Source organism: Ancylobacter sp. VNQ12, assembly GCF_049445835.1.
Taxonomy (GTDB): Bacteria; Pseudomonadota; Alphaproteobacteria; order Rhizobiales; family Xanthobacteraceae; genus Ancylobacter.
In genome coordinates this window covers 57,738-82,725 of record NZ_JBMSDU010000018.1, presented here as the reverse complement: position 1 = coordinate 82,725, position 24,988 = coordinate 57,738, and the positions used below count along the sequence as shown (strand labels likewise).

Below are 24,988 nucleotides of genomic sequence, written 5' to 3'. Positions count from 1 at the left end.
CGCCCTTCATCCCCCGCCCGCCCGTCTGAAACCAAAACGGGCAGTCTCACCGAAACCGGCTCAAGGGGGGTCAAAGTTGGACGCCGATCCCTCGCCTCAGGGGGGCAAACTTGCATGCCGAAACACACAGCGGCGTTTCCATCGCCGCGATCTCGAAGATTGAAAAGGGCCAGTCACGCCCGAGCTTTGATACGCTGCTGCGCATTGCGCGCTGCCTGCAGATCAATTTCGTGCAGATGATGGAGGGAGAGGGGCCGGCTCGCCTGCGCAGCGGCGTCACCGCCCGGCTCACCTCGACGCGCGCCGCTGAGGCAGAGCTCTACCAGACCGCCCATTACGATTACCGGGTGCATTCCACGGCGCTGACCCAGAAGGTCATGGTGCCGCTGCGCATGAGCATCCACAATCACGAGCCGCCGCCCCGCGAGGAATGGAGTATCCATGACGGGGAGGAGTTCATCTTCGTGCTGAAGGGCACGCTCGCCTTCCACACCGAGCATTATGCGCCACTGATCCTCCAGGAGGGTGACAGCTGTTATCTCGACAGCACGATGCGCCATGCTTTCGTGGCGGTATCAGCTGGCGATGTGGAAATCCTGTCGGTCTGCCTGTCGATCAAGCCGTTCGAAGAAGGACCTTAGGTGCTCAATCCCGGCATTGGATGATTTGGATCGGACGTGAATCGTTCCGGCTCTGAAGTCCAGCATTGGCAGCTGAATTCGTAAGACGAGAGGTCCTTGAGGGCTTCATCTGGCGGCCGAATGTGCAGACCCGGATGAACTACCTGAAGATGACGTCCACGCCGGTCGAGGCCGTCATAGTGTCCGCCTTTGACGGGTGCATCCTCGCTGGTGCGGGTCATTCGCTGGAACGGCGCATCGGTCCAACGGTGGTCCATTCTTGTGAAGCGATGCTCGATGCCGGCCCTCCGGCCGCGCATCGCGACCATAAGCGAGATGGTGCGGGGTGTCGGACCATTGGCGACGCTCGGGAAGTCGTTGGCGAAGGCGCCGTGCGCGAGCCGATCCGTCATGTCGCAAATGCCGTGATCGAGTGCAGCGCGCGGCGGATGCGCGGCAGCGACGGCCATTGGACGTCCCGCCTCTCAGCGCCAACGGCGCCGAGAGAGCTGACATACCTTAGCCGGAGAGGGCACCACCTAGCGGAATGGCCAAGGAAGATCGAAATAGATCTGTATCAGGCCGGAGGGCATGACGAGGCTGAGCAGATCGGCGAGCACCAGCATGGAGATTGCGGCAACGGCCGTCAGCGCCAGCGTCCGCACCCACGAAACTCGGGCGACGATGGTAAGGAACGCTAGGAAGAAGACGACCAGCGCAGCGAAGAAACCGACCAGCGATATCGCCACCACAAAGCCGATCAGCCACGCCAGGACCGCCCAGGGGCCGCCGCGGAAATCGTCGGCGCGTTCGGTTTCTTCTGCGTCGAAATTGGCTGTGGATTCCAGCTTCCCGCGCAACAGCGGCAGCATGGTCAGCGCCGTTGCGGCCATTCCCACCAGCGCCATTCCGGTCGGGAATATGCCCCCCAACATCGAAAGCGACCGGCTTTCCCAGAAGGTGAAGGCGAAGATGGCCAACACGAATCCGCCGAAGACAAGCTGCGGCCAGAGTTGGCGGGCCGACGCCTGTGCTGCCGGCCCTTCCGTGTTGATCGCCGTTGCGGTCTCGCCCGGTGACTTCCGCAGACCCAGCCAGATGGACGCGACGGTGATGACAATGATCGCGATCACAAGCGGGCGCCCGACGAAACCCCAACCGGAGAACTGCACCGCCTGGTAAAGATAACGCTCGGCCTCCGTCGCCAGCGCGAAACCTATCAGGAAGGCCGGGCGTGGCCAGCCGAACCGACGCAGCATGACACCGAGGATGCCGGTCGCGATCAGCACGACCATGTCCTCGAGCGAACGGGTCGCCTGAAACGCGGCGATCGAGATCACCATGATCATGAAGGGCGCGATCAAGGTGTAGCGGATCGTGGTGAGCCGGGAGATCCAAGGCGAGATCAGGATGCACAGCCCCGTGCCGACGACGCTCGCTATCGCCAGCGACCAAACGACGACATAGGTCAGATTCAAGCCGCGAGCAGGGTCGGCCATTGCAGGGCCTGGTTGGATGCCGAGCAGGACCATGGCGGCGAGGAAGACCGCCGTGGCTCCCGATCCGGGAATACCGAACAGGAGGGTCGGGATCAGGGCGCCTCCCATGCAGGAGTTGTTGGCCGATTCCGGAGCGATAACGCCGCGAATGTCGCCATTGCCGAACTGCGAACGATCCTTGGAAGTCTGGACGACATGGCCGTAGGCGATCCAGTCGACAGCCGAGCCGCCCGGCCCCGGTATGGCACCGATAATCGCACCGAGCCCGGAGCAGCGCAGCACCAGCCATTTGTATTTCCAGGTGTCCTTGATGCCCTGAACCCAGCCGGTACCGAGTTCCGTAGCTTTGCCGGAAATGCTGGACTGACTGCGCAACAGATCTACGATTTCCGGCACCGCGAAGAGCCCGAGTGCAACGACGACGAGCGGAATGCCGTCCATCAAGTAGAGCCAGCCGAACTCCATGCGATATTCGCCGGTGGCGGGCGCCGAACCGACGGCGCCGAATGCGACGCCCAACGCGGCCGTCGCGATACCCTTGGCAAGGTTGCTGCCGGACAGCACCCCCACCATGGAGAGGCCAAATATGGTAAGCGCGAACAGTTCCGCCGCCCCGAAACTCAGGATGACAGGGCGCGCGACGATAACGAAGCCGGTCAGCACGACCGCGCCGAAAACACCACCAACGAGCGACGCCGAAAACGCTGCAGAAAGCGCCCGGGCGGCCTCGCCCCGTTTTGAGAGTGGAAAGCCGTCGAGCACGGTCGCCTGGCTTGCGGTCGAACCCGGAATGCCCATCAGCACCGATGCGAAGGTATCGGCCGTGGGACTGACGGCAAGCACGCCGATCAGCATAGCCAGCGCCGCCGACTGCTCCATGCCATAGAGGAATGGCAGGAGGAGAGTGAGCCCCACGAGCCCGCCGACACCCGGCAGGACGCCCACGACGAGTCCGACTCCGACGCCGACCATCATGAAGGCGAGATGGTGGAAGGTCAGCAGGGTCAGCAGGGCGCTTGTCAATGTATCCAGCATTACGGTGTTACCTTCTGAAGGAGGCGCCCATCGGAGGGCCCCGCCCTCCCGGCAAGGCCGTCCAGCGGCGGCTGGAGGCGCAGTCAGGCCGGCGTCAGCGGCGGATGAAATCGATGATCTTCTCGATCGCCGCCGTGCGGCCGCGTTCCGGCCGGTCCAGGATGATGTAGTGGGTGGTGTTCTCCGGCTCCCAGGTCACGACCTGCTCGGCATTCACCAGATCGGCTCTTAGGCTCTCGATATCAGCGGGGCGGGAGAAATAATCGAGCCCGGGTCGGATGATCAGGACCTTGCAATAGACTTGGCTGGCATGAACCAGCTTCTCGCCACGGCCCATGAAATAGCTGTCCTCCAGCATGCCGTTAGGACTGCGATAGCTCGGCGGCGTGCGGGTGGACGAGGAGGGATCGCCATCCAGCAGCGCGCGCTCAAAAGCTGCCGCAACCGCAGGATCACGCCATTCATCCTTATCGGCAGTGGGAATAGACTGATCCCATTTCCGTAACAGTTCTTCCGGACTGTTGAAGCTGTATCCGCCGTAGTGAGCGACGTTGAACCGTCCCGGGCGCGCCGGATCCTCAAGGGGATGCTCTCGATACCTCGGATGATCGTTCCCGCCGCCATAAAGGACGTTGTACAGGATCAGGTGGCTGACCTTTTCGGGCCAAAGCGCGGCGTACATCAACACGATGGTGGCTCCAACGCCCCATCCCATCAGGGCAACCCTCTCGAACCCCGTGGCGCGGATGAGTTCGTCGACGGCCGCGTCGACATCGCGGACGATCTCAATGCTGCGTGCGATCGGCCGCGATTCCGATGGTGGCCGCGACATAGCGGCCGGACGCGTGGAACGCCCGTAACCTCGCGCGTCGGGGACGAAGCAGGCATGGCCGGCCTTGGCAAGATCCTCGGCCAGCGAGCCGTTGGGGACGGGCAGATCATACTCGCTGATGCCGGGAATGCGCGTCCCGTGCAGGAGCACCAGCGGCACTCCCGACCTTGAGCCGTCCGGTTCCACCACGCGGATCGCGATGGTGACCCCATCCACCGTCGTGACTTCCATATCCCGGCGCCGGATCGCTGCCATAGACCGCCCCCCAAAAAGCTCAGCCGAAATAGAATTGCAGCGCCGTCTGATCGATGGCGCGCCGGACCGCCGCGCTCGGAACGTTCTCGGCGTACTGCGCCAGGACGTCCTCATAGGCCACCCGCCCCTCGAAAGCGGCGAAAGGCCAGTCGCTCCCCCACAGGAGCCGCTCGGGTCCGGCGTGCCGGAGAAGAATGCCGGCGAGTTCGGGCGCCAGTCCCTTGGGCTCAAGCCGAAATGCTCCGGACAGCTTCACCCAGGTCCTTCCCCGTCCAACCGCGTCGAGGACCGCGCGAAATCCGCCGGAGCTGGAACTCGCGGGGCGGCCGAAGTGGTCGATGACGAGCTTCGGCCCGGCTTTCTCAATCTGCGTGACATAGTGCGGGAGGCGTTCGCTCTCATCGTGGAGGTGAACGTGCCAGTCGAGATCCGCCACGCGCCGCAGCAACTTCTGATATTCGTGGCTGGCAAGGTCGGGCGGTGTTTCAACAGTGCGAAACTGGAGGCGTATGCCGACGACGCCGTCCTCCTTCATCATCCGCAATATGTAGGGGTCGGTATCCGGTGGCACGATGACAGTCGTACGCAGTCGTTTGTGGGTGCGCACGGCCTCCAACATGTAATCGTTGTAGTCGCCGAAGAGGCTGGCTGCCGCAAGCACACCGAACCGTATCCCTGCCGCGTCAAGCGTGGCGAGATAGTCCTCTATCGTGGCGTCGTCCGCGGGGTGGTGCCAGGCCGAGGTCGAGAGAGGCATGCCGATCTTGTAGACGTGTGCATGCGCATCGACGAGCGGCGGGTCGGCCGCGCCTGTCCCAGCCCGCTCCATTCCTGAACGCAATTCCATAACCCACTTCCCGATGCCTCGAACGCCCGCGACAGGCGTGCGGACTCTGCTCTATCCATCGTTCTGATAATTGGCAAGATATTTTCGACTATCAGAACATAAACGGGAAATATTGACCTCCATGCACCCAGGGGGCACCGCGCCGACTTATTCGTGGCCCACAGGAGAAAGCGTGCGTGACAGCCGCCGCGCCGCCGCGACCAGAGCCTGGGCCTTGGTCTGATCCGAATCCGGGCCCATGTCCTGAGTGGTATCAAGCAGGGCAAGGGTCGCCACCAGGTTGCCCGAGACATCGGTCACCGGAGCCGCCAGACCGCGCAGTCCCTGGCGCATTTCTCCCCATGCCCAACCTTGGTGCCGGATGAGTTCCAGTTCCTCGGGATGCTCGGTCGAAAACGACTGGAAGGCCACCGCCTGGGGCGTGTTGCCCGAGCGGCGTCCGGGCGCCATGAAGGCAAGCGCCACCTTGCCCTGCGCTGAACGCTCGAAAGGAAGGGTCGTTCCCGGTCGAACCCCGACGACGATCGGGGAGTTTCCGGGAATCGACCGGAGCACATGGGCTCCGGCCGCATCGATCCGGGAAATAATCACCGTGTGGCCAAGCTGGTCACGCAGCTCGGCCATTATGGGCCCCGCAATATTCACGATGTCGTAGCGCTCGCTGATCTCCCGGCCGAAAGCGAGCAGTTGGGGCCCCACCTCATACTCGCCGGTGGTCGCGTTCGCGGACACATAGTTGCAGGAGGTCAATGTCTGGAGATGCCGAAAAATCCGGCTCTTCGACGTTCCGATCTCGCGAGCGAGTTCGGTTATCCCGACTGATCCCGGCTTCTGGGCCAGGCGTTCGAGGATTGCCAGCGTCAGGAGAACAGACTGCGTTCCTTCACCCAGTGATTTCGTTACGGTAGGCAATCGGCTCTCCCTGGATCGCGACCTGCATTAAGGACGGCTGATACCATCTATCAGAACACAAATCCCGCTGCCCCTCGTCCCGACCAGGCAGTGCAGGCCATTCGCGCGCTTGACCCCTGCAAGTTGAAATGCTAGTCGCATCGATAGATGGCATAATCGTTCCTACTATCAGAACAAACGTCAAGTGGGATGCGATCTCGCGCCGGAAGGGAGCCGGCAATGTCCGTGCTCCGACGACCTACAGCACCGCGTCAGAACGGGATGGGAGACTTCGGGATGGAAATGAACCGCAGAAGATTTGCCGGCCTGATGGCGCTCGCGCCGCTGGCCTATCGTCCGGGAGCGGCCGCCGCTCAGGTCCCGGTGACATTTGCCGGCAAAACCGTCGAGTGGACGATCCCTTACGGCGAGGGGGGAGGCAATGACGCCTGGGCGCGTTTCTTCGCGCCCTATCTGTCGAAATATCTGCCCGGGAATCCCACGGTCGTCGTGCGGAACGTCCCCGGCGGCGGCGGCCTGTCGGGCGCCAACTCCTTTGCCCGGCGCGCCTCCAGCAACGGGCTGGCCCTGCTCGGCCTGTCCGGCTCCAACCAGTTCCCCTATCTGCTCGGCGATCCAAGAGTCCAGTACGACTACCGCAACTTCATTCCCGTGCTCGTTTCTCCCACGGGCGGCGTCGTCTATCTGCCAACGAGCTTGGGTATCAAGGATGCATCGGATCTCAAGTCACTCGGCGATCGTGAGCTGGTGTATGCCAATACCGGCGCGACCGCGCTCGATCTCGTCCTGATGCTCGCCTTTGAATTGCTGGGATTGAATGTCCGCCACGTGTTCGGCATGTCGAGCCGGGGCGAGACACGCATAGCCTTCGAACGCGGCGAGGCGACCATCGACTACCAGACGTCGTCCAGCTACCTCGCCAATATCGTGCCCCTGGTCGAAATGAAGAAGGTCGTGCCGCTGTTTTCGCTGGGCGCGCTCGACGCAAACGGCAACCTCGTTCGGGACCCCACCTTTCCGGACATTCCGAACTTCCTGGAGGCCTATGTAATGATGCATGGGCAGGCGCCGAAGAAAGACAGCATGCTGGACGCCTATCTGGCCTTCTTCAGCGCCGGGTTTCCCGCGCAGAAAATGGCGGTCCTGCCGAAGAACACCCCGCCCGAATTCGTGGAGGCCTATCGGACAGCCTTCGCAGCTGCCGTGACCGATCCCGAACTTCAGGAGCGCAAGGAGGACATCCTGGGTGACTATCAACAGGCGACGGGCGCGGCGGCAGACAAGCTCTTCGAGGTTGCCACCCACATTTCCCCCGCGACCCGAGCCTGGATGCGCGAATACCTACAGACGAAGTACAATGTGAAACTCTGACGGCCTCTGGCCTGGCGCGGCGCGCGTCGCCGCGTCCGGACTCCCGTCCAGCGCCGAAAATGGCCTTCGGCGATGTTTCTCGCGAGAAAGAGGGCTGTGGCGAGATCGGCCAGTTTGCCGACTTTACGACGTCGATCACCAGCCCGAGTATGAGCCTTTGCGCACAGGTTGGTATCCAGTTCCTTCGATATGTAAGGCCGAGCGGGCGTAAGAGATGCCCACTCGGCTGCTGGATGGGGGCGAGGAAGCGGCGCTCGCATTCGCGTTCTGATTGAAGGCGGGAAAGGCAGCCAAGGTGCTGGCTTTCATTCAGCAGCTCTCTCATTCGGATAGCTTCCCTTGAAAGCGGGCTGTCGACGAGGGCTCCCAACCGCATTCCGGCCGCGGGGTCATGCCGTGGTCTTCTAAAATGCGCACATGCTATCTGGCCTGGAGATCTCCAAGTCTGATTTCATTGCGAGCGCAAACATTAGATGCTAATTGAGCATCATCATGATGTTTAATTCCACATTCTTTCCGCTGATCTGACGGGCGCACAGTCGTCGCGGCACTCAGGTGCCTTTCAGATCATAACGGCCAGCCCCGTGTAGAGGCCGTACGGAGAATTATTGAATGTCGGAAGCTACTCATTCCGGTCTGAGCCAGGCTCAGATCGCGCATTTCATTGAAAACGGATATCTTAAGCTGGAAGGTGCCTTCGATGGCGAGCTTGCCCGCCAAGGGCGTGAGCAGCTCTGGGCAGCCATGGGTTTGTCCCCGGACTCTCCCGAGACATGGAAACAACCGGTTGTCCGATTGGGCTTTATGACCGGTAAGCCGTTCGTCGACGCTGCCAACACACCGCTTTTGCACTCATCCTACGATGCTCTCGTTGGCAGAGGTCGATGGTTGAGACCAAATGGCCTGGGAACCTTCCCTGTCCGTTTCCCCTCACCACTCGATCCCGGTGATATGGGGTGGCACGTCGATGCCAGCTTCGGCACCGACAACCCCGACTTCTTGCAGTGGCGAGCCAACGTAAAAAGCAGCGGCCGCGCTCTGCTCATGTTGTTCCTTTTCTCCGATGTTGGAGGACTGGATGCGCCGACAAGGATCCGGAAAGGGTCGCACCGCGCAATCGCCAAGCGGTTGCTGCCCGGAGGCGACGATGGCCTCACGCTCGGCGAACTCGCCGCCGATGGCTTTGCTTCGACCGCGGACTGTGAAGAAGTATCGGCGACAGGACCTGCCGGAACCGTCTATCTCTGCCATCCCTTCCTTGTGCACTCGGCGCAACCGCATCGCGGAGCAGAGCCCCGTTTCATGGCCCAACCGCCGCTTCTGCCGAAGGGCGAGTTTGACCCGTCGCTACCACCCTCTGCGGTGCAGATCGCCATCCGCAGGGCCATTGGAGTGGAAGCCTGAGGAGCAATGCATCGTCTTTCCCCGGTGGAGGGCGACAGCCTCCGGACCGTGCGACCATCCGGTGACCCAAGGGAGGCGAAAATCACCGCCGTGAAGCCCGACGACGACGGATGGTGGCACGAGTTGGAGACCGATGAAAAGCCCCACAGCCCCGTCGAGGTCTCTGTGGCGCCCAAGTTCAGACATCTCACGTGCGAACTCCACGCCCTCGCCCATGTCGCCAGCAGCGTTGTGTTCCACGAGTTCCATGGTGCTCTCCTGACTGGAGCGCATGCTTTCGGGTGATGGCACGTTCCGGCTGGATTTCGATCTGCCAGGAACGGACGCGGACAGGCTGCGGGGACTGGCCGGCCCGATCAACGACGTGATCCGGGCGGATCTGCCGATCCGAGCTTTGCTGATGCCGTGAGATGAGGCGCTGTGCGTGCCGGGGCTTTTCCGCGGCAAAGCCGTATCGTCGCCGCGTCGACTATCACGGTCATGGCTTCGACGACTGCGCTCGCTTCCTTCTGCCGGACGAGGGCGTCGACAAGCTCGTCATCACGGGCATTCGACGTCTTTTCCTAGATCTAGAAACCTGCCGTTCGCCACGCCAAACTCATTTGATGACAAGCTTCAGGCTCTCTCGCCACGCGCCTCGGTGCCACTGCGTCAGCCGACCGGCAAAGGCGGCCGAGCATGGGGCTGTCATGGTTGCTCATTCCTCCGTTGCTCGTCGAACCTTTTGCGGGCGCCTTCGATGTAGGGCTGCTGCGATCGCGCCCACGAGGCCAGGGTCAGCAAGGGCTCATGCAGGGAATGTCCCTGTTCGGTGAGTTCGTAGTCCACGCGCGGTGGGATGGTGGCAAAAGCCGTCCGCACTAAAAGTCCGTCTCGTTCCAGGCCGCGAAGCGTGGTCGTCAACATCTTGTGAGACAGTCCCGGAATGGCCCGCTGAAGCGCGTTGAACCGCATGGGTCCCTTCGTCGCCAGCACACCGATGATCATGATGGTCCATTTGTCGCCGATCCGTTCGAGGATCTGCCCGAGCGCCCGGCAATAGGCCTCGCTCTCGGCACCATGATCGAACTCAACCCGCCTCAACCCGACGCTTGCCATGCTCAACTCCATTACGCACCCCGGGGTGCGTGGCGTTCAAAAACGTGCGTTCTTGCGCCCTAACATAGGAACCTTCATATCGCTACGCACCAAATGAACGTATCGGAAGGTCCTATCCATGAATATCGGTGTCAGCGGTTCCAGTGGCCAGCTTGGCCAAGCTACCGTTCGCGAGCTTCAGGCCCGCAATCAGGGTCACAAGCTCGTCGCCATTTCCCGCACGCCCCTGAGCGCAGAGGGGCTCGAAGGCCGTCTAGGTGATTACGACAGGCTCGAAACCTTGGTTGAGGCCTATGCCGGACTCGACAAGCTCGTTCTGATCCCGTCCGCCGATCTGAGGCCGGGCGTGCGCGGCACGCAGAACGAAACGGCTATTGCTGCTGCCGTCGCGGCGGGCGTCAAGCACATCGTGCTGATATCGGCTACCAGGACTCGCGAGCAGGCCGAGCCCGCCATGGTCGCCAGCTTTTGGCGAGGCGAGCAGGCGCTGATCAAGTCCGCTCCGCGATGGACAATCCTTCGGATGAACTACTTCGCGGAAGCCCTGGCTATCGAAGCCAAGCAATCAGTTGCCTCCGGCGTCCTGACGGGCCTTGCCGAAAACAAGGTCGCCTTCGTCGCCCGCGACGACGTTGCTGCGGCCGCCGCTGGGATTGTGCTGACCGAGGACCATTCCGGCGCCATCTACAGCGCCACCGGTCCCAAGTCATTCACTGGCCAGGAACGGGCCGCTCTCATCTCCGAGATCCTCGACACCAAGATCGGTTTCGTTGTGATCCCGGTGGAAGCTCTTCGGACTGGCATGACGCGGATGGGCCTCCCCGAGTCCGTTATCAACGCCGTGGTCGACATCCAGACAGACTTTGCAGCAGGCGCTTACGACATCGTCACCGGGGACGTGGAGAGGCTCGCCGGCCGTCCGCCAAAGCCCCTGGCAGAGGCCCTCACTGCGGCGTTGAAAGGGTAACGCCATGGCCATGACCATCGACTTCTTCGGCGAAATTTCATGCCCCTGGTGCCTGATCGCGCTCCATCGACTGGACAATGTTCTGGAGCGCGACTTCGCCGGGCTCGAGGTGAACGTTCGCCATCATCCGTTTCTCCTCACGCAGGGCCTGCCCAAGGATGGCATCGCTGTCGACGATATTTTCCGCGCACGTCACGATGGAGCGGACCGGAGGGAAAGCTTTGAACCTCCTGAACGCGAGGCGCGCTCGGCGGGCATCGATCTCTCGCTTTCTCGGCAACCCCGTGTTTTCGACACCACTGCGGCGCAAACATTGGTCCGTCTTGCTCACGCGAGAGGAACCCAGCATGCCCTGGCCGTGGCCCTCACCGACGCTTACTTCCTGCGCGGTGTGACCATGGGGGATTTCAACGCCGTGGCATCTCTTGCGTCCGAGCACGGCTTCGACCATGCCGAAGCGCTCGCCTTGATGCGGAACCCCGCCGAACAGCGGCTGACCATCGAACAATCGGATGCGGCCCGTAACCTTGGGCTACGGAGTGTGCCAGTTATCGCGTTTCCCAACGGCTTGGCGCTTCAGACCAGCCCGGAAAGTGCCATCGCCGAGGCCATAAGCAAGAATATCTCTGGAATGGCGTGACGACAGCGGGTGCCTGAAGTAGGTGCATGGACCACGAATACTGAACCCTTTCGACACTCATCTGAGCCTATCATTGTCGATGCGCAGGAGTCTTATTTGCGAAACTTGCATCCAGAAGCTGCCTGTCTGCGCATCACCCCACCGATACCGTCTCCATCCCTCTATATGATTGTCCGTTCCCATGGCGAGCGGCGGCGTGCCGCCACCATGTGGCCACGGCGAATGGAATAGTGTGGGTTCAGGTGGTTCCGGAGCCTTCGATTTCGGGCGTCGCGCCGGCGGTGGTCAATGCCATGTTCGCCGCCGCCAGCCGCCGTCTGCGACAACTGCCGATCGATCCAGACAGCCTGAAAGGTGCATGAAGACGGGCGACGGCTCGCCGCGACTTCATGCGCGAGCCAATGCGGGAGTTTTCGCGATCGGCGTCATCGCGACGCCGAACCGCTCCCCCATGACCCGCGCCGACGCGCTACTGATCGATCTCGGGCTCGACGAGCTTGGCCAGGTTTCGCAGTGATTCCTGCCAGCCGAGATAGCAGGCCTCGGGCGGAATGACGTCGGGAATGCCGGCCTGCTCGATGTCCAGCTCGGTTCCGACCGAAACCTTCCTTAACGTCACACTCACCTGCATCTCGCCCGGCAGGCCGGGATCGTCGAAGCGGTCGGTGTAGCGCAGGCGCTCGCCCGGAATGAGCTCGACATATTCGCCGCCGAAGGCATGGCTGTGCCCCGTCGTGAAATTGCGGAAGGACATCCTGAACGTGCCGCCGACCGTCGGGTCGAGATGGTGCACGGTGCAGGTAAAGCCGTTGGGCGGCAGCCATTTCGCGAGCGCATCGCCCTCAACGAAGGCGCGATAGACCTTCTCCGGACTGGTCGCGAGGACGCGGTGCAGGCGTACGGTGTTGGGCATGCTGGTTATCTCCACTAACATGTCGATCCGCCCCGAGGACGAACGAGGCTTGCCATTCCCGACACAGGCCGTCTGGATTTTTGAACGTCCAGGCGTCGAGAGCGCGGCGCCTGTCGCTTCCGACGCCCGCCGACGCGGTCCGCCGGGCGGACCCCGACCGGCAGGTGGAACGGGCCACAGGAAGGATCGAACAAAAATCCCCGCCATGCTGTCGGCATCGCCATTGTCCGTTCGTCCTCGTGTCATCGGCGCCGGCTCGCTTGGCCGCGGCGCCGCAGCCAGACGTTCGGCCAAGGGGAGCGAAACGCAATGAATGTCCAACCCTATCTGATGTTCAACGGACGCACCGAGAAAGCCATCGACTTCTACAGGAAGGCGGTCGGTGCACAGGTCACCGCGCTGATGCGCTTCAGGGATGCGCCGGAACCGCCGCCGCCCGGCATGATCCCGGACGGCTGGGACGACAAGATCATGCATTCCAGCTTCAAGGTCGGCGACGCGGAACTGATGGCATCCGACGGCTGCCAGTCCGACGGCACCGGGTTTGCCGGCATCTCGCTGGCGCTCTCGGTCTCGTCGCCGGAGGAGGCGGACACAAAGTTCGCCGCGCTGTCCGAAGGCGGCGAGGTTACCATGCCGTTGGCGCAGACATTCTTCTCGCCGCGCTTCGGCACGCTGACCGACCGCTTCGGCGTCTCCTGGATGATTGTAACCTGCGCCGTGTGACGGGAGGACGCCGTGGAAAAGAAGGTTCTCATCCTCGTCGGCACCCGCAAGGGCGCCTTCATCGTCGAGAGCGACGCCACGCGCCGCTCATGGCAGGTGCGCGGCCCGTTCTGCGAGACCTGGCCGACCAACCATGTCGTCGCCGATCGCACCAGCGGCACCCTCTATGCCGGTGGCGGAAATGAATGGTTCGGCCCGGCAGTGTGGAAATCGACCGATTTCGGCGTGAGCTGGAGCCATTCGAGCCAAGGCCTCGCCTATGAGGCCGGACAGGCGCCAGTGAAGGCGGTCTGGAGCCTCGCCGTGGGCGAGGACGGAAGCCTCTATGCCGGTGTCGAGCCGGCCGGGCTGTTCCGCAGCGACGATGGCGGCGAAAGCTGGAGCCATGTCGAGGGCCTTCAGAAGCACCCGACGCGGCCGGAATGGAATTCCGGCGGCGCCGGGCTGATCCTGCACTCGCTGGTGCTCGATCCCGCCGACCGGAACAAGATCTGGGTCGGCATCTCGGCCGCCGGCGTGTTCGCCACCGAGGATGGCGGGAAAAGCTGGGAGACCCGCAATCGCGGCACCCGCGCCGACTTCATGCCGGAGGGGCAGAACTATCCCGAGTTCGGCCAGTGCGTGCACTGCCTCATCATGGCGCCGGGCGGCGGCGAGCGGCTCTATCAGCAAAACCACTGCGGCATGTACCGCTCGGACGATGGCGGCCGAAGCTGGGAGAGTATCGAGGCCGGCCTGCCCTCCTCCTTCGGCTTCCCCGCCGCCGCCCATCCGCGCGATCCGGACGGCCTCTACCTCATCCCGCTGAACGGCGACATCAAGGGCCGCTTCATGCCGGAGGGAAAGACGGCGGTCTGGCGCACCCGCGACGGTGGACAGAGCTGGCAGGCCCGGCGCGAGGGCCTGCCGCAGGACGGCGCCTATTTCAACGTGCTGCGCCAGGCGCTGGCGACCGATACGATGGAGCCGGCCGGTGTCTATTTCGGCACCAATGCCGGCGGTCTCTACGCCAGCGCGGATGAAGGCGAGACATGGGACTGCGTCGCACCGCATCTGCCCACCATCACCTCGGTCGAGACACTGGTGATCGAGCGGTGAGCGCGATGAACGACGAGGCAACGCGGGAAAAGGCGGGCGAGGCGCGAGCGCCCGTGCTCGTGCGCCTGCCGCCACACCTTGTCGTGCTGTTCCCCGGCGCCGAGCGGCTCGTCCCGCTCGACGCGAGCACCGTCGAGGAGATGGTGGACGGTCTCGACGCGCTGTGGCCCGGCATGCGCGAGCGCATCTGCGACGAGACGCCGGCGATCCGGCGACATATCAATGTGTTCGTCGGCGGGCGGCGCGCCAGGCTCTCGACGCCGCTCGCACCGGGGGCGGACGTCTTCGTCATCACGGCGATCAGCGGCGGCTGACCCGCCAGCACTGCGAAAGGCCACACATGCTCTACACCCTGCTCTGCTACCATCAGGAAGACGTCGTCTGCGCCTGGACCAAGGAAGAGGACGACGCGGTGATGCAAAAGCTCGCCGTGGTTCAGGAGCGGCTCGCCAAGGCGGGCAAGCTCGGCCCGGTGGCGCGGCTGCTGCCGACCACCGCCGCCACCACGCTGCGCAAGGACCAGGACCCACCGCTGGTGCTCGACGGACCCTTCGCCGAGACCAAGGAGCAGTTGCTCGGCTTCTACATCCTCGATTGTGAGAATCTGGAGGAAGCGCTCGGCATCGCCCGCGAGCTCGGCGCTGCCAATCCGGGCGGCTCCTACGAGATCCGCCCGGTCGGCCTCTTCCATGACGGCGGGGCGCGGCCATGATGGACGAGGCGCGCTGGATCGGCACCACGCTTGCCGCCGCGCGCCCGCAGGCGCTTGCCGCGCTGCTGCGCTATTTCCGCGACCTGGACCTCGCCGAGGAGGCGTTCCAGGAAGCGTGTCTGCGCGCGCTCAAGACCTGGCCACAGAACGGCCCCCCGCGCGATGCCGCGGCCTGGCTCGTCTTCGTCGGCCGCAACGTCGCCCTCGACACGGTAAGGCGACGGGCGAGGCAGACCGAACTGCCGCCGGAAGAAGCCTTCTCCGACACGGGCGACGCGGAAGCCGAGATCGCCGAGCGCATGGACGGCGCGCATTATCGCGACGACGTGCTGCGCCTCCTGTTCATCTGCTGCCACCCCGACCTGCCGGCAACGCAGCAGATCGCGTTGGCACTGCGCATCGTCTCGGGGCTCTCGGTCGGGCAGATCGCCCGCGCCTTCCTCGTCAGCGAAGCGGCGATGGAGCAGCGCATCACGCGGGCCAAGGCCCGTATTGCGAGGGCTGATGTTCCGTTCGAGGCGCCGGGCGCGGTCGAGCGCGCCGAACGCCTCGGCGCCGTTGCGGCCATGATCTATCTCGTCTTCAACGAGGGCTATTCCGCGGGAGGCGACACCTCCGCCGTACGCGAGCCCTTGTGCGAGGAGGCGATCCGCCTCGCCCGGCTGCTGCTGCGGCTGTTCCAGGCCGAACCGGAGATCATGGGGCTGGCCGCGCTCATGCTGCTCCAGCATGCCCGCGCAGCGGCGCGCTTCGACGGGGACGGCGCGGTGATCCTGCTCGACAATCAGGATCGCCGACTGTGGAACAAGGCGATGATCGCCGAGGGGCTCGCCCTGCTCGACAAGGCGGTACGTCACCGCCAGCCCGGCCCCTACCAGGTTCAGGCGGCGATCGCGGCGCTGCATGCGCGCGCGGAACGGCCCGAGGATACCGACTGGGCGCAGATCGACCTGCTCTACGGCACGCTCGAGATCATGCAGCCCTCGCCCGTGGTGACGCTGAACCGGGCCGTGGCGATCTCGAAACTGCGCGGACCGGCGGCGGCGCTCGCCATGGTGGACCCCCTTGGCGACAGGCTCGCCGGCTATTTCCACTATCACGGCCTGCGCGGCGCGCTGCTGATGCAGCTCGGCCGCACCAGCGAGGCGCGCGAGGGTTTCATGACCGCGATCAGCCTCGCCAGCACGGCGGCGGAGGCTGCGCACATCCGCTCGCATCTCGACGGGCTGAAGTGAAGGGCAGATCGGGCACCATGCCTGACGATGACGCGGCGCCGACGGCGAGCCCCGGCCATAACCGTGGATCGGTCGAAAATGCGGCCACCTTCCTCCCCAACACCGTCGACAAGCCTCCGTCATTGTCCCATCCTGACATTGATCCGATACGAAGGGAGAACGCGATGAAACTGCTCAGCGTGCTGAAACTGGCCTCGGCCGTCGCCGGAATTGCGGCAATGACAGGCCTCGCCATGGCCCAGACGCCGACCTTCTTCCGCATCGGGACCGGCGGCACGGCGGGCACCTATTATCCGGTGGGCGGTCTCATCGCCAATGCGATCTCCGCCAATGGCAACAAGGGTGTGCCCGGTCTCGTGGCCACCGCCGTCGCCTCCAACGGCTCGGTGGCGAACGTCAACGCCATCCAGTCCGGCGCGCTCGAATCGGGCTTTTCCCAATCGGACGTCGCCTATTGGGCGCATACCGGCACCGGCCTCTATGAGGGCAAGCCGAAGGTCGAGGATCTGCGCATCATCGCGACGCTCTACCCCGAGACCATCCATCTGGTGGCCGCCAAGAGCGCCAACATCAAGTCGGTCGCGGACCTCAAGGGCAAGCGCGTCGCGCTCGACGAGCCGGGCTCGGGTACGCTGGTTGATGCGCGTATCGTGCTCGCGGCCTATGGCCTGACCGAGAAGGACATCAAGCCGGAATATCTCAAGCCCGGCCCCGCCGGCGACCGGCTGCGCGACGGCGCGCTCGACGCCTTCTTCTTCGTGGGCGGCTATCCCACCGGCGCAATCTCGGAACTCGCCTCCTCGTCCGGTATCGAGCTGGTGCCGATCTCCGGGCCGGAAGTCGACAAGCTGCTCGCCGAGTACAAGTTCTTCGCCAAGGACAAGGTGCCGGCGGACACCTATAAGGGCGTCGGCGCGACCGATACCATCTCGGTGAACGCGCAATGGCTCACCAGCGCCAAGCAGCCGGACGATCTCATCTACAACATCGTCAAGACGCTTTGGAACGCCGATTCCCGCGCCGCGCTCGATGCCGGCCATGCCAAGGGCAAGATGATCACCCTGCAGAACGCCACCAACGGCCTTGGCATCCCGCTGCATCCCGGCGCCGAGAAATTCTACAAGGAAGCGGGCGTTCTGAAGTAACGGGCGGCCGGCATCGCCGACATGGCAGTTCGTGAGGAACCAACCGGATCGTCCGGCACGAATCCTGGTCTCGAATTCGACGAGGCGAGGGCACGGGAGCTGGAGGAAATCTATGACCCCGAAATTCGCTTCCGGCCGCTCGCGCCGGGAGCGGGATATCTGGTCGGCGGCCTGCTGATCGCGCTCTCGCTGTTTCACTACTACACGGCCGGCTTCGGTCTCCTGCAGGAGACCATGCACCGGGGCATTCATCTGTCCTTCGTGCTCGGCCTCGTCTTCCTGGTGTTCCCGGTCACCAAGCGGGGCTATTCGCAGCCGGCCCGCTCCGGGCTGCTGCGTCCGCTCGGCATAGCGCTGCCGGACTGGCTGCTCGCGGCCACCGCCGTCGTGGCGGTGATGCATATTCCGTTGATCCCGCTGGACGACCTCGCCTTCCGCGTCGGCAACCCAACGACATTGGACGTGGTGCTCGGCGGTTTGCTGATCGCGGCGCTGCTGGAGGCGACGCGGCGCTCACTCGGCGTGCCGCTGCCGATCATCGCGCTCATCTTCATGGCCTATGCCCTGTGGGGGCCCTACATGCCGGGGATACTGGTGCATCCCGGCGCCAGCTTCCCGCAGCTCGTCGACCACCTCTATCTCACCACGCAGGGGATTTACGGCGTCGCGCTCGGCGTCGTGGCGACCTACGTCTTCCACTTTGTGCTGTTCGGCGTGTTCGCGACGCGCATCGGCCTCGGCCAGCTGTTTCTCGACTGCGCCGCCTGGGTCGCCGGGCGCTATGCCGGCGGCCCGGCTAAGGTGTCGATCTTCGGCTCGGCGCTGTTCGGCATGATCTCCGGCTCGTCGGTCGCCAATACGGTGACGGTGGGCTCGCTCACCATCCCGGCGATGATCCGCCTCGGCTACAAGCGCCACTTCGCGGCGGCGGTGGAAGCGACGGCCTCGACGGGTGGGCAGATCACCCCGCCGATCATGGGCGCCGCCGCCTTCCTGATGATCGAGTTTCTGAACCTGCCCTACACCACGATCATCCTGGCGGCGATCGTTCCGGCCTTCATGCATTTCTTCGGCGTCTTCATCCAGGTGCATTTCGAGGCGAAGCGGAACGGCCTCAGGGGCCTCGAACCGCACGAAATGCCGGATGTGAAGGCGGCTCTCAAGCGCGACTGGCCGACCGCCATCCCGCTGGTCGTGCTGATCACGCTGCTGATGGTGGGGTATACGCCCTATCTTGCCGCCTTCTGGGGCATCACCCTGTGCGTGGCGGTCGGCCTGCTCAACCCGCGCAACCGCATGAGCCTGACCGATATCGCCGAGGGACTGCGCGACGGGGCCAAATATGCCCTCGCAGTCGGCGCGGCGGCGGCAACCGTCGGCATCGTTGTCGGCGTCGTCACGCTCACCGGGGTGGGATTCAAGGTCTCCTTCATCGTGACCTCGACGGCGGCCACGATGGCAGCCTGGATGGCGGACGTGCTGCCGGTGATGCTCGCCTCGCCGCAGACGCTGACGCTGCTGTTCACGCTGCTCATGACCGGCATCGTCTGCATCCTCATGGGCTGCGGCATTCCCACCACCGCCAACTACATCATCATGGCGACCATCGCCGCCCCGGCGCTCGGCCTTCTGGGCGTGGAGCCGATCGTCGCCCATTTCTTCGTGTTCTACTACGGCGTGCTGGCCGACATCACGCCGCCGGTGGCGCTCGCGGCCTATGCGGCGGCCGGCATGGCGAATGCCGATCCGTTCCGCACCGGCAACACCGCGTTCCGGCTCGGCCTCGGCAAGGTGCTGGTGCCGTTCGTCTTCGTGTTCTCGCCCTCGCTGCTGCTGGTGACGAAGGGGTTCAACTGGCCGGATTTCGTTCTCGCCTTCGCCGGATGCGTCATCGGCATCACCTGCCTCGGCGCCGGCATTTCGGGGTGGATGCTGACCGGCCTGCGCAACTGGGAACGCCTCGTCCTGCTGGCGGCGGCGCTGCTGCTGGTCGCGCCGGAATTCTATTCGTCGCTGCTCGGACTGATCATGATCGCGCCCGTGCTGCTGGCGCAGTGGCGCCGGCGGCGGGAAATCGTCACGATACCGTGATGGTTCGAGTGCTCACGACGCACGCTCGAAGATCGCCTTGGCGATCTTGGCGTGTACCCCCCAATTGCCGTCGGCGACCTGGGTGACGCCGAAATCCACGGCGACCGACATCAAGGAGATCGCCTCGTCCTCATCGAGGTCGTAGCGCTCCATGAGGAATTTCCGTGTCGCCCGCACGGCGCTGCGCAGGGCGCGACTGAGGGACGAGCGCTTGAACACTTCCGACTGGGCGTTGCGGCCAAGCTCACGCAGATAGTTGGTGTAGCTGAACCCGTGCAGCAGCCAGGCGTCCGGCGTCTCGATCAGCGGCGCGCCGAGCCCGCCGAGAAAGGTCTTGCGGGTCTCGCCGCGCTTGTGCAGCACGAGGCGGACCTCGCCGGTGAGCGAGCACTCCAGCGCGGTGCCACTGATCTCGCCGTCGCCTTGCGCGAGATGCGGATCGCCGATGGAGAGCAGCGCGCCCGGAACGGCGACGGGAAGATAGATCGAGGCCCCCTCACCCGCGCGCCAGTTGTCGACATTGCCGCCGAAATAGCCCGGCGGCACGGAATCCACCATGTCGGCTTCGCGCGGCGCGACGGCGACGAAGCCAAAATGCGGACGAACGGGGATGCGGGCCGCCTTCAGCACATCATGGCGCTTCTCGATGCGCGCATGATCGACCGGGACACCGGGATAGTCGATCGTCTCGTGGACCACGCCGAACGGGTCGGTCTGCGGCACCCAGCGAAACGAATAGACCGCTTCGGCATAGCCGCTCTCGCCGGCGGCATCGGTGCGATAGATCGTGATCACCTCGCGCTTGCGCGGCTCGTCGAGGATGTCGTCATGGTGGAACCCCCACGCCGCTGCGGCATTCGAACCGAAGGCAAAGCCGGCATGGACCGGATTGGCGCAGGGTCGTGGCTTCAGCGAAAGGATTTCGATCTCCAGCACATCGCCCGGCTCGGCCCCCTGGACGAAGATCGGGCCGGTGCAGATGTGCACGCCGAACCCTTCACCCGCGCCACGCCCGAAGATCGTCGCGTTCACCGGGCCCGCGCCGCGCCGGTCCACCGCCTTGTAGTCGCGGGTCCAGTGGAAGACGCTTTCGGCTCCCGCATCTCCCGCGATCATCCGCTCATGGTCGTCATAGGCGTGCTGGGTCAGCGTCTCGACGGTGACCACCGCGCCGGAGCGCACCCGCAGCACCGGGGCGATGCTGCGCGAGAGATAGCCCCAGTGCACCGTGTCACGCGAGACCGCGAGATGGTGGCGTCCGGGCGCCGCCGGCTCGGGCGCCGGCATAAAGGTGGGCGCAGTGTCCCGGCTCTCGGGAGCCGACGGGCCGGCGAGCGGAGCGGGCCGTTCCGGCCGCGCGCCCGAATGCATGGGGCGCCCGCGGGTCCATCGCGTCTCCACCGTCGGGCCGGAGGATTTGCGGAAGTCGCGCGGCGAGATGCCGTAGGCGGCGCTGAACACCCGGCTGAAATGCGCCTGGTCGGCAAAGCCCCAGCGAAAGCCGATCTCGGCAATGGAGCGATCGGCATATTGCGGATTGACGAGGTCGAGCCGGCAATGCTCCAGCCGGCGATGACGCACATAGTCAGAGAAGGAGCGATCCTGCCCTTCGAACAAGCGCTGAATGTAGCGCGCCGACAGTCCCTCGGCCTTGGCGATATCGGCGACGGAAAGCTCGGGTTCGCGCAGCCGCGCCTCGATCTGTGCGCAGACGCGCGAGAAATGCGCGGCCTGCACCTGCGTGGCGTTGTCCTCCTCCGGCCGTGCCTCGGTCAGCAGCGCGGAAAGTACGAGTTCGGTGATGGCCGGCTCCGCCGCCATCACGTCGCCGTCCTCCATCATGGCGAAATTGGCCGCCAGCGCCCGCATCATCGGGCGAGCCGCCGTCGCCACGACTGATTCACCCAGCACCATGGTCGGCACGGTCGAGGATCGGCCGAGCCTGCCTGCCAGACGCTCGCGCGGCAGCAGCAGCACCAGCAGCTCGAAATCGTTGCGGAACTGCACGCTGAACGGGGCCGCCGGGTCGCAGACCCACAGGTCGCCATCGGCGAACTCGGCGGCGCGCCGGCCGGAATTGGCGAGATGGCCCCGGCCGTAATTCACGAAACCGATCAGGATATGGCCCTCGGCCTTCGGCAGCGCCGCGAGATCCTGCGCGTTGGAGCGCAGCAGCGCGAAGGTCGCCAGCGTCGGCGAGCGCTTGATCGACACTTCGCCGAAATGGAAGCTGGCCTCCTTCGGCGCCCGGCAGACGAGGAACAGGCTGGCCAGCGTTTCCCGCCAGACGGCTTCCTGCTTGCTCGCGGGAAAAGCGTTGATGGAGATGGGGACGGATCGGTTCATGCGGGAATCATGCAGCCTGTGGCGGGAGCCGGTGAATCACTTTGACGAATGGCGCACAAAAACTTGTCTCGGCCTGAGCCGCAAGGCTCGCACAAATCCGCGCCATGGTCACATAAGCATATAATATCATTGTATTTTTGCGGCAGTTTTCATCCCGCCACAGCGATGTTCCTGACGGGATTTGCCTCTTTAGGGGCATTGCCCACGCCGCATCCACGCGAAATACCTAGTCGCAATGCAGGGCGCCGGACAGAGGCGCCGGCCATTCCAGACAAGGGGAACAACATGGATCGTCGTGGATTTCTGGGTGCCGGCCTTGCGGGCACGGCGGCCGTCGCAACCGTCGCAGCGCCGCACGTCGCGCGTGCCCAGCAGAGCTTCAACTGGAAGATGACCAATGCCTACGGGCCGGGCGCACCCTTCTATGTGACGGGACCCGGTAGCCCGACCTATTTCTGCGAACTGGTCGGCAAGCTGTCGGGCGGCCGGCTCAACATCCAGCACTTCGCCGCGGGCGAGCTTATCCCGGCTCTGGAAGGCTTCGATGCCGTCTCATCCGGCACGGTCGAGATGAACGCGGCCAATTCCTATTTCTGGGCCGGCAAGGTGCCGGCAGCGCAGTTCTTCACCTGCGTGCCGTTCGGCCTCAACTTCCAGGGCCAGAACGCCTGGATCTACCATGGCGGCGGGCTCAAGCTCTGGGAAGAACTCTACGCGCCCTTCAACCTCGTGCCGATGCCGCTCGGCAATACCGGCGTGCAGATGTCGGGCTGGTTCCGCAAGCCGATCGAGAAGGTCGAGGATTTCAAGGGCCTGAAGATGCGTATCCCCGGCCTTGCCGGCAAGGTTTACGCCCAGCTCGGCGTCGACGTGAAGCTGCTGCCCGGCGGCGAGATCTTCCCGGCGCTGGAGCGTGGCGTGATCGACGCCGCCGAGTTCGTCGGCCCCTATCAGGACCGCCGCCTCGGCCTGCAGAAGGCTGCCAAGTACTATTACACCACCGGCTGGCACGAGCCGAACAACGTCACCGAACTGATCGTCAACAAGGCCGCCTGGGATTCCCTGCCCGCCGACCTTCAGGAGATCGTGCGCACCGCGGCCGCCGCCTGCAACGTCATCAGCCACACCTGGTGCGAGGCCACCAATGGCGAGGCAATGACCGACCTCGTGAAGAACCAAGGCGTCATCGCCGGTCCGTACCCGGCGGCGGTGGTCGACAAGCTGCGCGAGGTCACCGCCACCACGCTGCAGCAACTCGCGGACTCCGACCCCAAGATCAAGAAGGTCTACGAGTCCTTCTCGAAGTTCGCCGCCGAGCACAGCCAGTGGGCGGGCCTCTCGGAAGCCGTCTATCAGACCCAGATCCGCAGGGGCGCATGAGTTCTGTACTGGAAAGAAGCGCGCGCGCCCTCGACGCCATTGTCGAGGCGTGCGGCTGGCTGGCGGCGTGGACGGGCTTCGCGCTCGTCCTCGTCATGGCCGGCAATGTGCTGCTGCGTTACGTGTTCTCTACCGGCTCGGTCGCCATGCAGGAGCTGGAATGGCACCTGATGTCGCCGCTCACGCTGCTGTGCATCGCCTATACGATCAAGCATGAAGGGCATGTGCGGGTGGACATCGCCTATGCCCATTTCCCCGCCGGCCTGCGGCACGTCATCGACCTGTTCTCCGCGCTGGCCGTGGTGGCGCTGGCGGTCATCGTCATCCTGCTGTCCTGGCCGTACATGATGCAGTCCTACCGGATCGGCGAGGGTTCGCCCGATCCCGGTGGCCTGCCTTACCGCTTCATCCTCAAGGCGATGATCCCCGCGGGCTTCGCACTGCTTCTCCTCCAGAGCCTCGCCGCGACGCTGCGCGCGATCCAGCCCTTCCTTGGCGGCAAGGGCGAACCTTCCGCACGAGTGACGCCCGATGCCCTATAATGAAATTCTGGCGATCGCGTGCATCGCGTCGTTCTTCGTGATGCTGTTCGTCGGCGTGCCGGTGGCGCTCACCCTCGCCATCAGCGGCTTCTTCTTCGGCTGGCTCGGCTTCGGCACCAGCCTGTTCGGCCTGCTGCCGGCGCGCATTTACGGCGTCACCGCCAATTACACGCTGATCGCCATCCCGCTCTTCGTGTTCATGGGCGTGATGCTGGAGAAATCGCGCCTCGCCGACGAGCTGATGGAGGTGATCGGCCATCTGTCCGGCGGGCTGCGCGGCGGCATGGGGCTCGGCATCATCCTTGTCGGCATGATGATGGGCGCCACCACCGGCATTGTCGGCGCCACCATCGTCACGCTCGGCCTGCTGACACTGCCCACCCTGCTGCGCCGGGGCTACGACAGGAGCCTGTCCTGCGGCGCCATCTGCGCGTCGGGCACGCTGGGCCAGCTCATTCCGCCGAGCACGATCCTCATCCTGCTGGCGGACATTCTGGGCGAGTCAGTCGGCACGCTGTTTGCCGCCGCGCTCATGCCCGGCCTGCTGCTCACCGGCATCTTCTGCGTCTACATGATCGTCGTCGGCATCATCTGGCCGGAGAAGGTGCCTCCCATCCCGCTGGAGGAGCGTCGCGCCCTGCCGCGCCGCGAATTGTGGGGGAAGGCCCTGAGGGTCGGTCTGCCGCCGATCGGGCTGGTGCTCGTGGTGCTCGGTTCCATCATCGGCGGCATAGCGGCGCCGACCGAGGCGGCCAGCATGGGCGCGCTCGGCTCGATCCTGGTCGCGGCCGTCGCCGGGCGCTTCACCCTGAAGACGCTGGTGGACACCGTGCAATCCACCGCGCGCATCACCGCGATGATGTTCTTCGTGCTGATCTGCTCGCAGGTCTTCGCGCTGGCCTTCCGCGGCCTCGGCGGCGAGCGGCTGGTGCATGACGCCTTCGCCTTCGTTCCCGGCGGCACCAGCGGCGTCCTCATCTTCATGCTGCTAATCATCTTCGTGCTCGGTTTCTTCATCGAGTGGATCGAGATCAGCTACATCGTGGTGCCGATGTTCCTGCCGCTCATGCAGAACGCCGGCGTCGACCTGGTGTGGGCGGCGGCACTGATCGCGACCGTGCTGCAGACCTCGTTCCTGACGCCGCCCTTCGGCTGGGCGCTGTTCTATCTGCGCGGCGTGGCACCGCCGGAAGTGGCGACGGCCGATATCTATCGCGGCGTCATTCCCTTCATCGCGCTCCAGCTCGCGGCCGTGGCATTGGTGTTCAGCTTCCCGGCGGTGGCGACATGGCTGCCGAAGGCGATCGGCTGGTAGCCGGA

At 64.5% G+C, this 24,988-nt stretch carries 25 protein-coding genes; 17 read left to right on the top strand and 8 right to left on the bottom strand.

Going from position 1 to position 24,988, the window contains the following annotated elements; genetic code table 11:
- The first annotated feature begins 110 nt into the window (after positions 1 to 110).
- Positions 111 to 641 carry a helix-turn-helix domain-containing protein gene (locus tag ACO2RV_RS20130; protein WP_423296032.1) on the top strand — a complete coding sequence of 177 codons (531 nt, stop codon included), beginning with the start codon at positions 111 to 113 and terminating at the stop codon, positions 639 to 641.
- On the opposite strand, the gene ACO2RV_RS20125 is transcribed toward ACO2RV_RS20130, so the two are convergent.
- The 5 genes from ACO2RV_RS20125 to ACO2RV_RS20105 form a co-directional block, all read right to left on the bottom strand.
- On the bottom strand, positions 638 to 1,090 hold the full coding sequence (locus ACO2RV_RS20125; protein WP_423296031.1) for a hypothetical protein: 453 nt from the start codon (positions 1,088 to 1,090) through the stop codon (positions 638 to 640). The genes ACO2RV_RS20130 and ACO2RV_RS20125 overlap by 4 nt on opposite strands.
- Positions 1,091 to 1,159: 69 nt before the next feature.
- Entirely contained in the window at positions 1,160 to 3,154 is a 1,995-nt protein-coding gene (locus ACO2RV_RS20120; protein ID WP_423296030.1) for a tripartite tricarboxylate transporter permease, read from the bottom strand.
- A 94-nt stretch (positions 3,155 to 3,248) separates the two neighbouring features.
- Complete coding sequence (locus tag ACO2RV_RS20115) at positions 3,249 to 4,217, bottom strand: alpha/beta hydrolase (RefSeq protein ID WP_423296029.1); 969 nt, start codon at positions 4,215 to 4,217, stop codon at positions 3,249 to 3,251.
- Between the two features lie 43 nt (positions 4,218 to 4,260).
- Positions 4,261 to 5,088, bottom strand: a complete 828-nt coding sequence (locus tag ACO2RV_RS20110; RefSeq protein ID WP_423296028.1) for an amidohydrolase family protein — start codon at positions 5,086 to 5,088, stop codon at positions 4,261 to 4,263.
- A 147-nt stretch (positions 5,089 to 5,235) separates the two neighbouring features.
- Entirely contained in the window at positions 5,236 to 6,000 is a 765-nt protein-coding gene (locus tag ACO2RV_RS20105; RefSeq protein ID WP_423296027.1) for an IclR family transcriptional regulator, read from the bottom strand.
- A 276-nt stretch (positions 6,001 to 6,276) separates the two neighbouring features.
- Here ACO2RV_RS20105 and ACO2RV_RS20100 point away from each other — a divergent pair, with 276 nt between their 5' ends.
- The 3 genes from ACO2RV_RS20100 to ACO2RV_RS20090 all read left to right on the top strand — a co-directional run bounded on the left by ACO2RV_RS20100 (position 6,277) and on the right by ACO2RV_RS20090 (position 9,184).
- Positions 6,277 to 7,371, top strand: a complete 1,095-nt coding sequence (locus tag ACO2RV_RS20100) for a Bug family tripartite tricarboxylate transporter substrate binding protein (protein WP_423296026.1) — start codon at positions 6,277 to 6,279, stop codon at positions 7,369 to 7,371.
- Between the two features lie 612 nt (positions 7,372 to 7,983).
- On the top strand, positions 7,984 to 8,775 hold the full coding sequence (locus ACO2RV_RS20095) for a phytanoyl-CoA dioxygenase (protein WP_423296025.1): 792 nt from the start codon (positions 7,984 to 7,986) through the stop codon (positions 8,773 to 8,775).
- Positions 8,776 to 9,046: 271 nt separating this feature from the next.
- On the top strand, positions 9,047 to 9,184 hold the full coding sequence (locus ACO2RV_RS20090; protein ID WP_423296024.1) for a hypothetical protein: 138 nt from the start codon (positions 9,047 to 9,049) through the stop codon (positions 9,182 to 9,184).
- Between the two features lie 278 nt (positions 9,185 to 9,462).
- Here the strand turns inward: ACO2RV_RS20090 and ACO2RV_RS20085 are convergent, their stop codons facing one another.
- On the bottom strand, positions 9,463 to 9,873 hold the full coding sequence (locus ACO2RV_RS20085) for a winged helix-turn-helix transcriptional regulator (RefSeq protein WP_423296023.1): 411 nt from the start codon (positions 9,871 to 9,873) through the stop codon (positions 9,463 to 9,465).
- Positions 9,874 to 9,991: 118 nt separating this feature from the next.
- Between ACO2RV_RS20085 and ACO2RV_RS20080 the strand changes: the two genes are divergently transcribed.
- The 3 genes from ACO2RV_RS20080 (at position 9,992) to ACO2RV_RS20070 (ending at position 11,997) form a co-directional block, all read left to right on the top strand.
- Positions 9,992 to 10,840, top strand: a complete 849-nt coding sequence (locus ACO2RV_RS20080; protein ID WP_423296022.1) for an NAD(P)H-binding protein — start codon at positions 9,992 to 9,994, stop codon at positions 10,838 to 10,840.
- A gap of 4 nt (positions 10,841 to 10,844) precedes the next feature.
- A complete protein-coding gene (locus ACO2RV_RS20075; RefSeq protein WP_423296021.1) occupies positions 10,845 to 11,480 on the top strand; it encodes a DsbA family oxidoreductase in 636 nt (211 codons plus the stop codon).
- Positions 11,481 to 11,838: 358 nt separating this feature from the next.
- Positions 11,839 to 11,997, top strand: a complete 159-nt coding sequence (locus ACO2RV_RS20070) for a hypothetical protein (RefSeq protein ID WP_423296020.1) — start codon at positions 11,839 to 11,841, stop codon at positions 11,995 to 11,997.
- On the opposite strand, the gene ACO2RV_RS20065 is transcribed toward ACO2RV_RS20070, so the two are convergent.
- Positions 11,950 to 12,393, bottom strand: coding sequence for an SRPBCC family protein (locus ACO2RV_RS20065; RefSeq protein WP_423296019.1), 444 nt, complete (start codon positions 12,391 to 12,393; stop codon positions 11,950 to 11,952). The two genes, ACO2RV_RS20070 and ACO2RV_RS20065, sit on opposite strands and share 48 nt — an antisense overlap.
- Positions 12,394 to 12,702: 309 nt before the next feature.
- Between ACO2RV_RS20065 and ACO2RV_RS20060 the strand changes: the two genes are divergently transcribed.
- From ACO2RV_RS20060 to ACO2RV_RS20030, 7 genes are all read left to right on the top strand, one after another.
- Positions 12,703 to 13,119, top strand: a complete 417-nt coding sequence (locus ACO2RV_RS20060) for a VOC family protein (RefSeq protein ID WP_423296018.1) — start codon at positions 12,703 to 12,705, stop codon at positions 13,117 to 13,119.
- A gap of 12 nt (positions 13,120 to 13,131) precedes the next feature.
- Complete coding sequence (locus ACO2RV_RS20055) at positions 13,132 to 14,217, top strand: WD40/YVTN/BNR-like repeat-containing protein (protein ID WP_423296017.1); 1,086 nt, start codon at positions 13,132 to 13,134, stop codon at positions 14,215 to 14,217.
- A 5-nt stretch (positions 14,218 to 14,222) separates the two neighbouring features.
- Positions 14,223 to 14,531: a MoaD/ThiS family protein gene (locus ACO2RV_RS20050; RefSeq protein ID WP_423296016.1), complete on the top strand. Its 309-nt coding sequence runs from the start codon at positions 14,223 to 14,225 to the stop codon at positions 14,529 to 14,531.
- 26 nt (positions 14,532 to 14,557) lie between these two features.
- A complete protein-coding gene (locus tag ACO2RV_RS20045; protein WP_423296015.1) occupies positions 14,558 to 14,929 on the top strand; it encodes a YciI family protein in 372 nt (123 codons plus the stop codon).
- Entirely contained in the window at positions 14,926 to 16,164 is a 1,239-nt protein-coding gene (locus ACO2RV_RS20040) for an RNA polymerase sigma factor (RefSeq protein ID WP_423296014.1), read from the top strand. Before ACO2RV_RS20045 ends, ACO2RV_RS20040 begins: the two co-directional genes overlap by 4 nt.
- A gap of 164 nt (positions 16,165 to 16,328) precedes the next feature.
- Positions 16,329 to 17,309: a TAXI family TRAP transporter solute-binding subunit gene (locus ACO2RV_RS20035; RefSeq protein WP_423296013.1), complete on the top strand. Its 981-nt coding sequence runs from the start codon at positions 16,329 to 16,331 to the stop codon at positions 17,307 to 17,309.
- 21 nt (positions 17,310 to 17,330) lie between these two features.
- The gene (locus ACO2RV_RS20030) at positions 17,331 to 19,400 is read left to right on the top strand and encodes a TRAP transporter permease (protein WP_423296012.1); all 2,070 of its coding nucleotides are present in this window, start codon (positions 17,331 to 17,333) and stop codon (positions 19,398 to 19,400) included.
- 12 nt (positions 19,401 to 19,412) lie between these two features.
- On the opposite strand, the gene ACO2RV_RS20025 is transcribed toward ACO2RV_RS20030, so the two are convergent.
- Positions 19,413 to 21,746 carry an acetamidase/formamidase family protein gene (locus ACO2RV_RS20025; protein WP_423296011.1) on the bottom strand — a complete coding sequence of 778 codons (2,334 nt, stop codon included), beginning with the start codon at positions 21,744 to 21,746 and terminating at the stop codon, positions 19,413 to 19,415.
- 285 nt (positions 21,747 to 22,031) lie between these two features.
- Here ACO2RV_RS20025 and ACO2RV_RS20020 point away from each other — a divergent pair, with 285 nt between their 5' ends.
- From ACO2RV_RS20020 to ACO2RV_RS20010, 3 genes are read left to right on the top strand one after another with little or no spacing between them, the layout of a single operon-like run.
- Complete coding sequence (locus tag ACO2RV_RS20020) at positions 22,032 to 23,126, top strand: TRAP transporter substrate-binding protein (protein ID WP_423296010.1); 1,095 nt, start codon at positions 22,032 to 22,034, stop codon at positions 23,124 to 23,126.
- Positions 23,123 to 23,668, top strand: a complete 546-nt coding sequence (locus ACO2RV_RS20015) for a TRAP transporter small permease subunit (protein WP_423296009.1) — start codon at positions 23,123 to 23,125, stop codon at positions 23,666 to 23,668. Before ACO2RV_RS20020 ends, ACO2RV_RS20015 begins: the two co-directional genes overlap by 4 nt.
- The gene (locus ACO2RV_RS20010; protein ID WP_423296008.1) at positions 23,658 to 24,983 is read left to right on the top strand and encodes a TRAP transporter large permease; all 1,326 of its coding nucleotides are present in this window, start codon (positions 23,658 to 23,660) and stop codon (positions 24,981 to 24,983) included. The genes ACO2RV_RS20015 and ACO2RV_RS20010 overlap by 11 nt, the downstream gene beginning before the upstream one ends.
- The last annotated feature ends 5 nt before the right edge of the window (positions 24,984 to 24,988 follow it).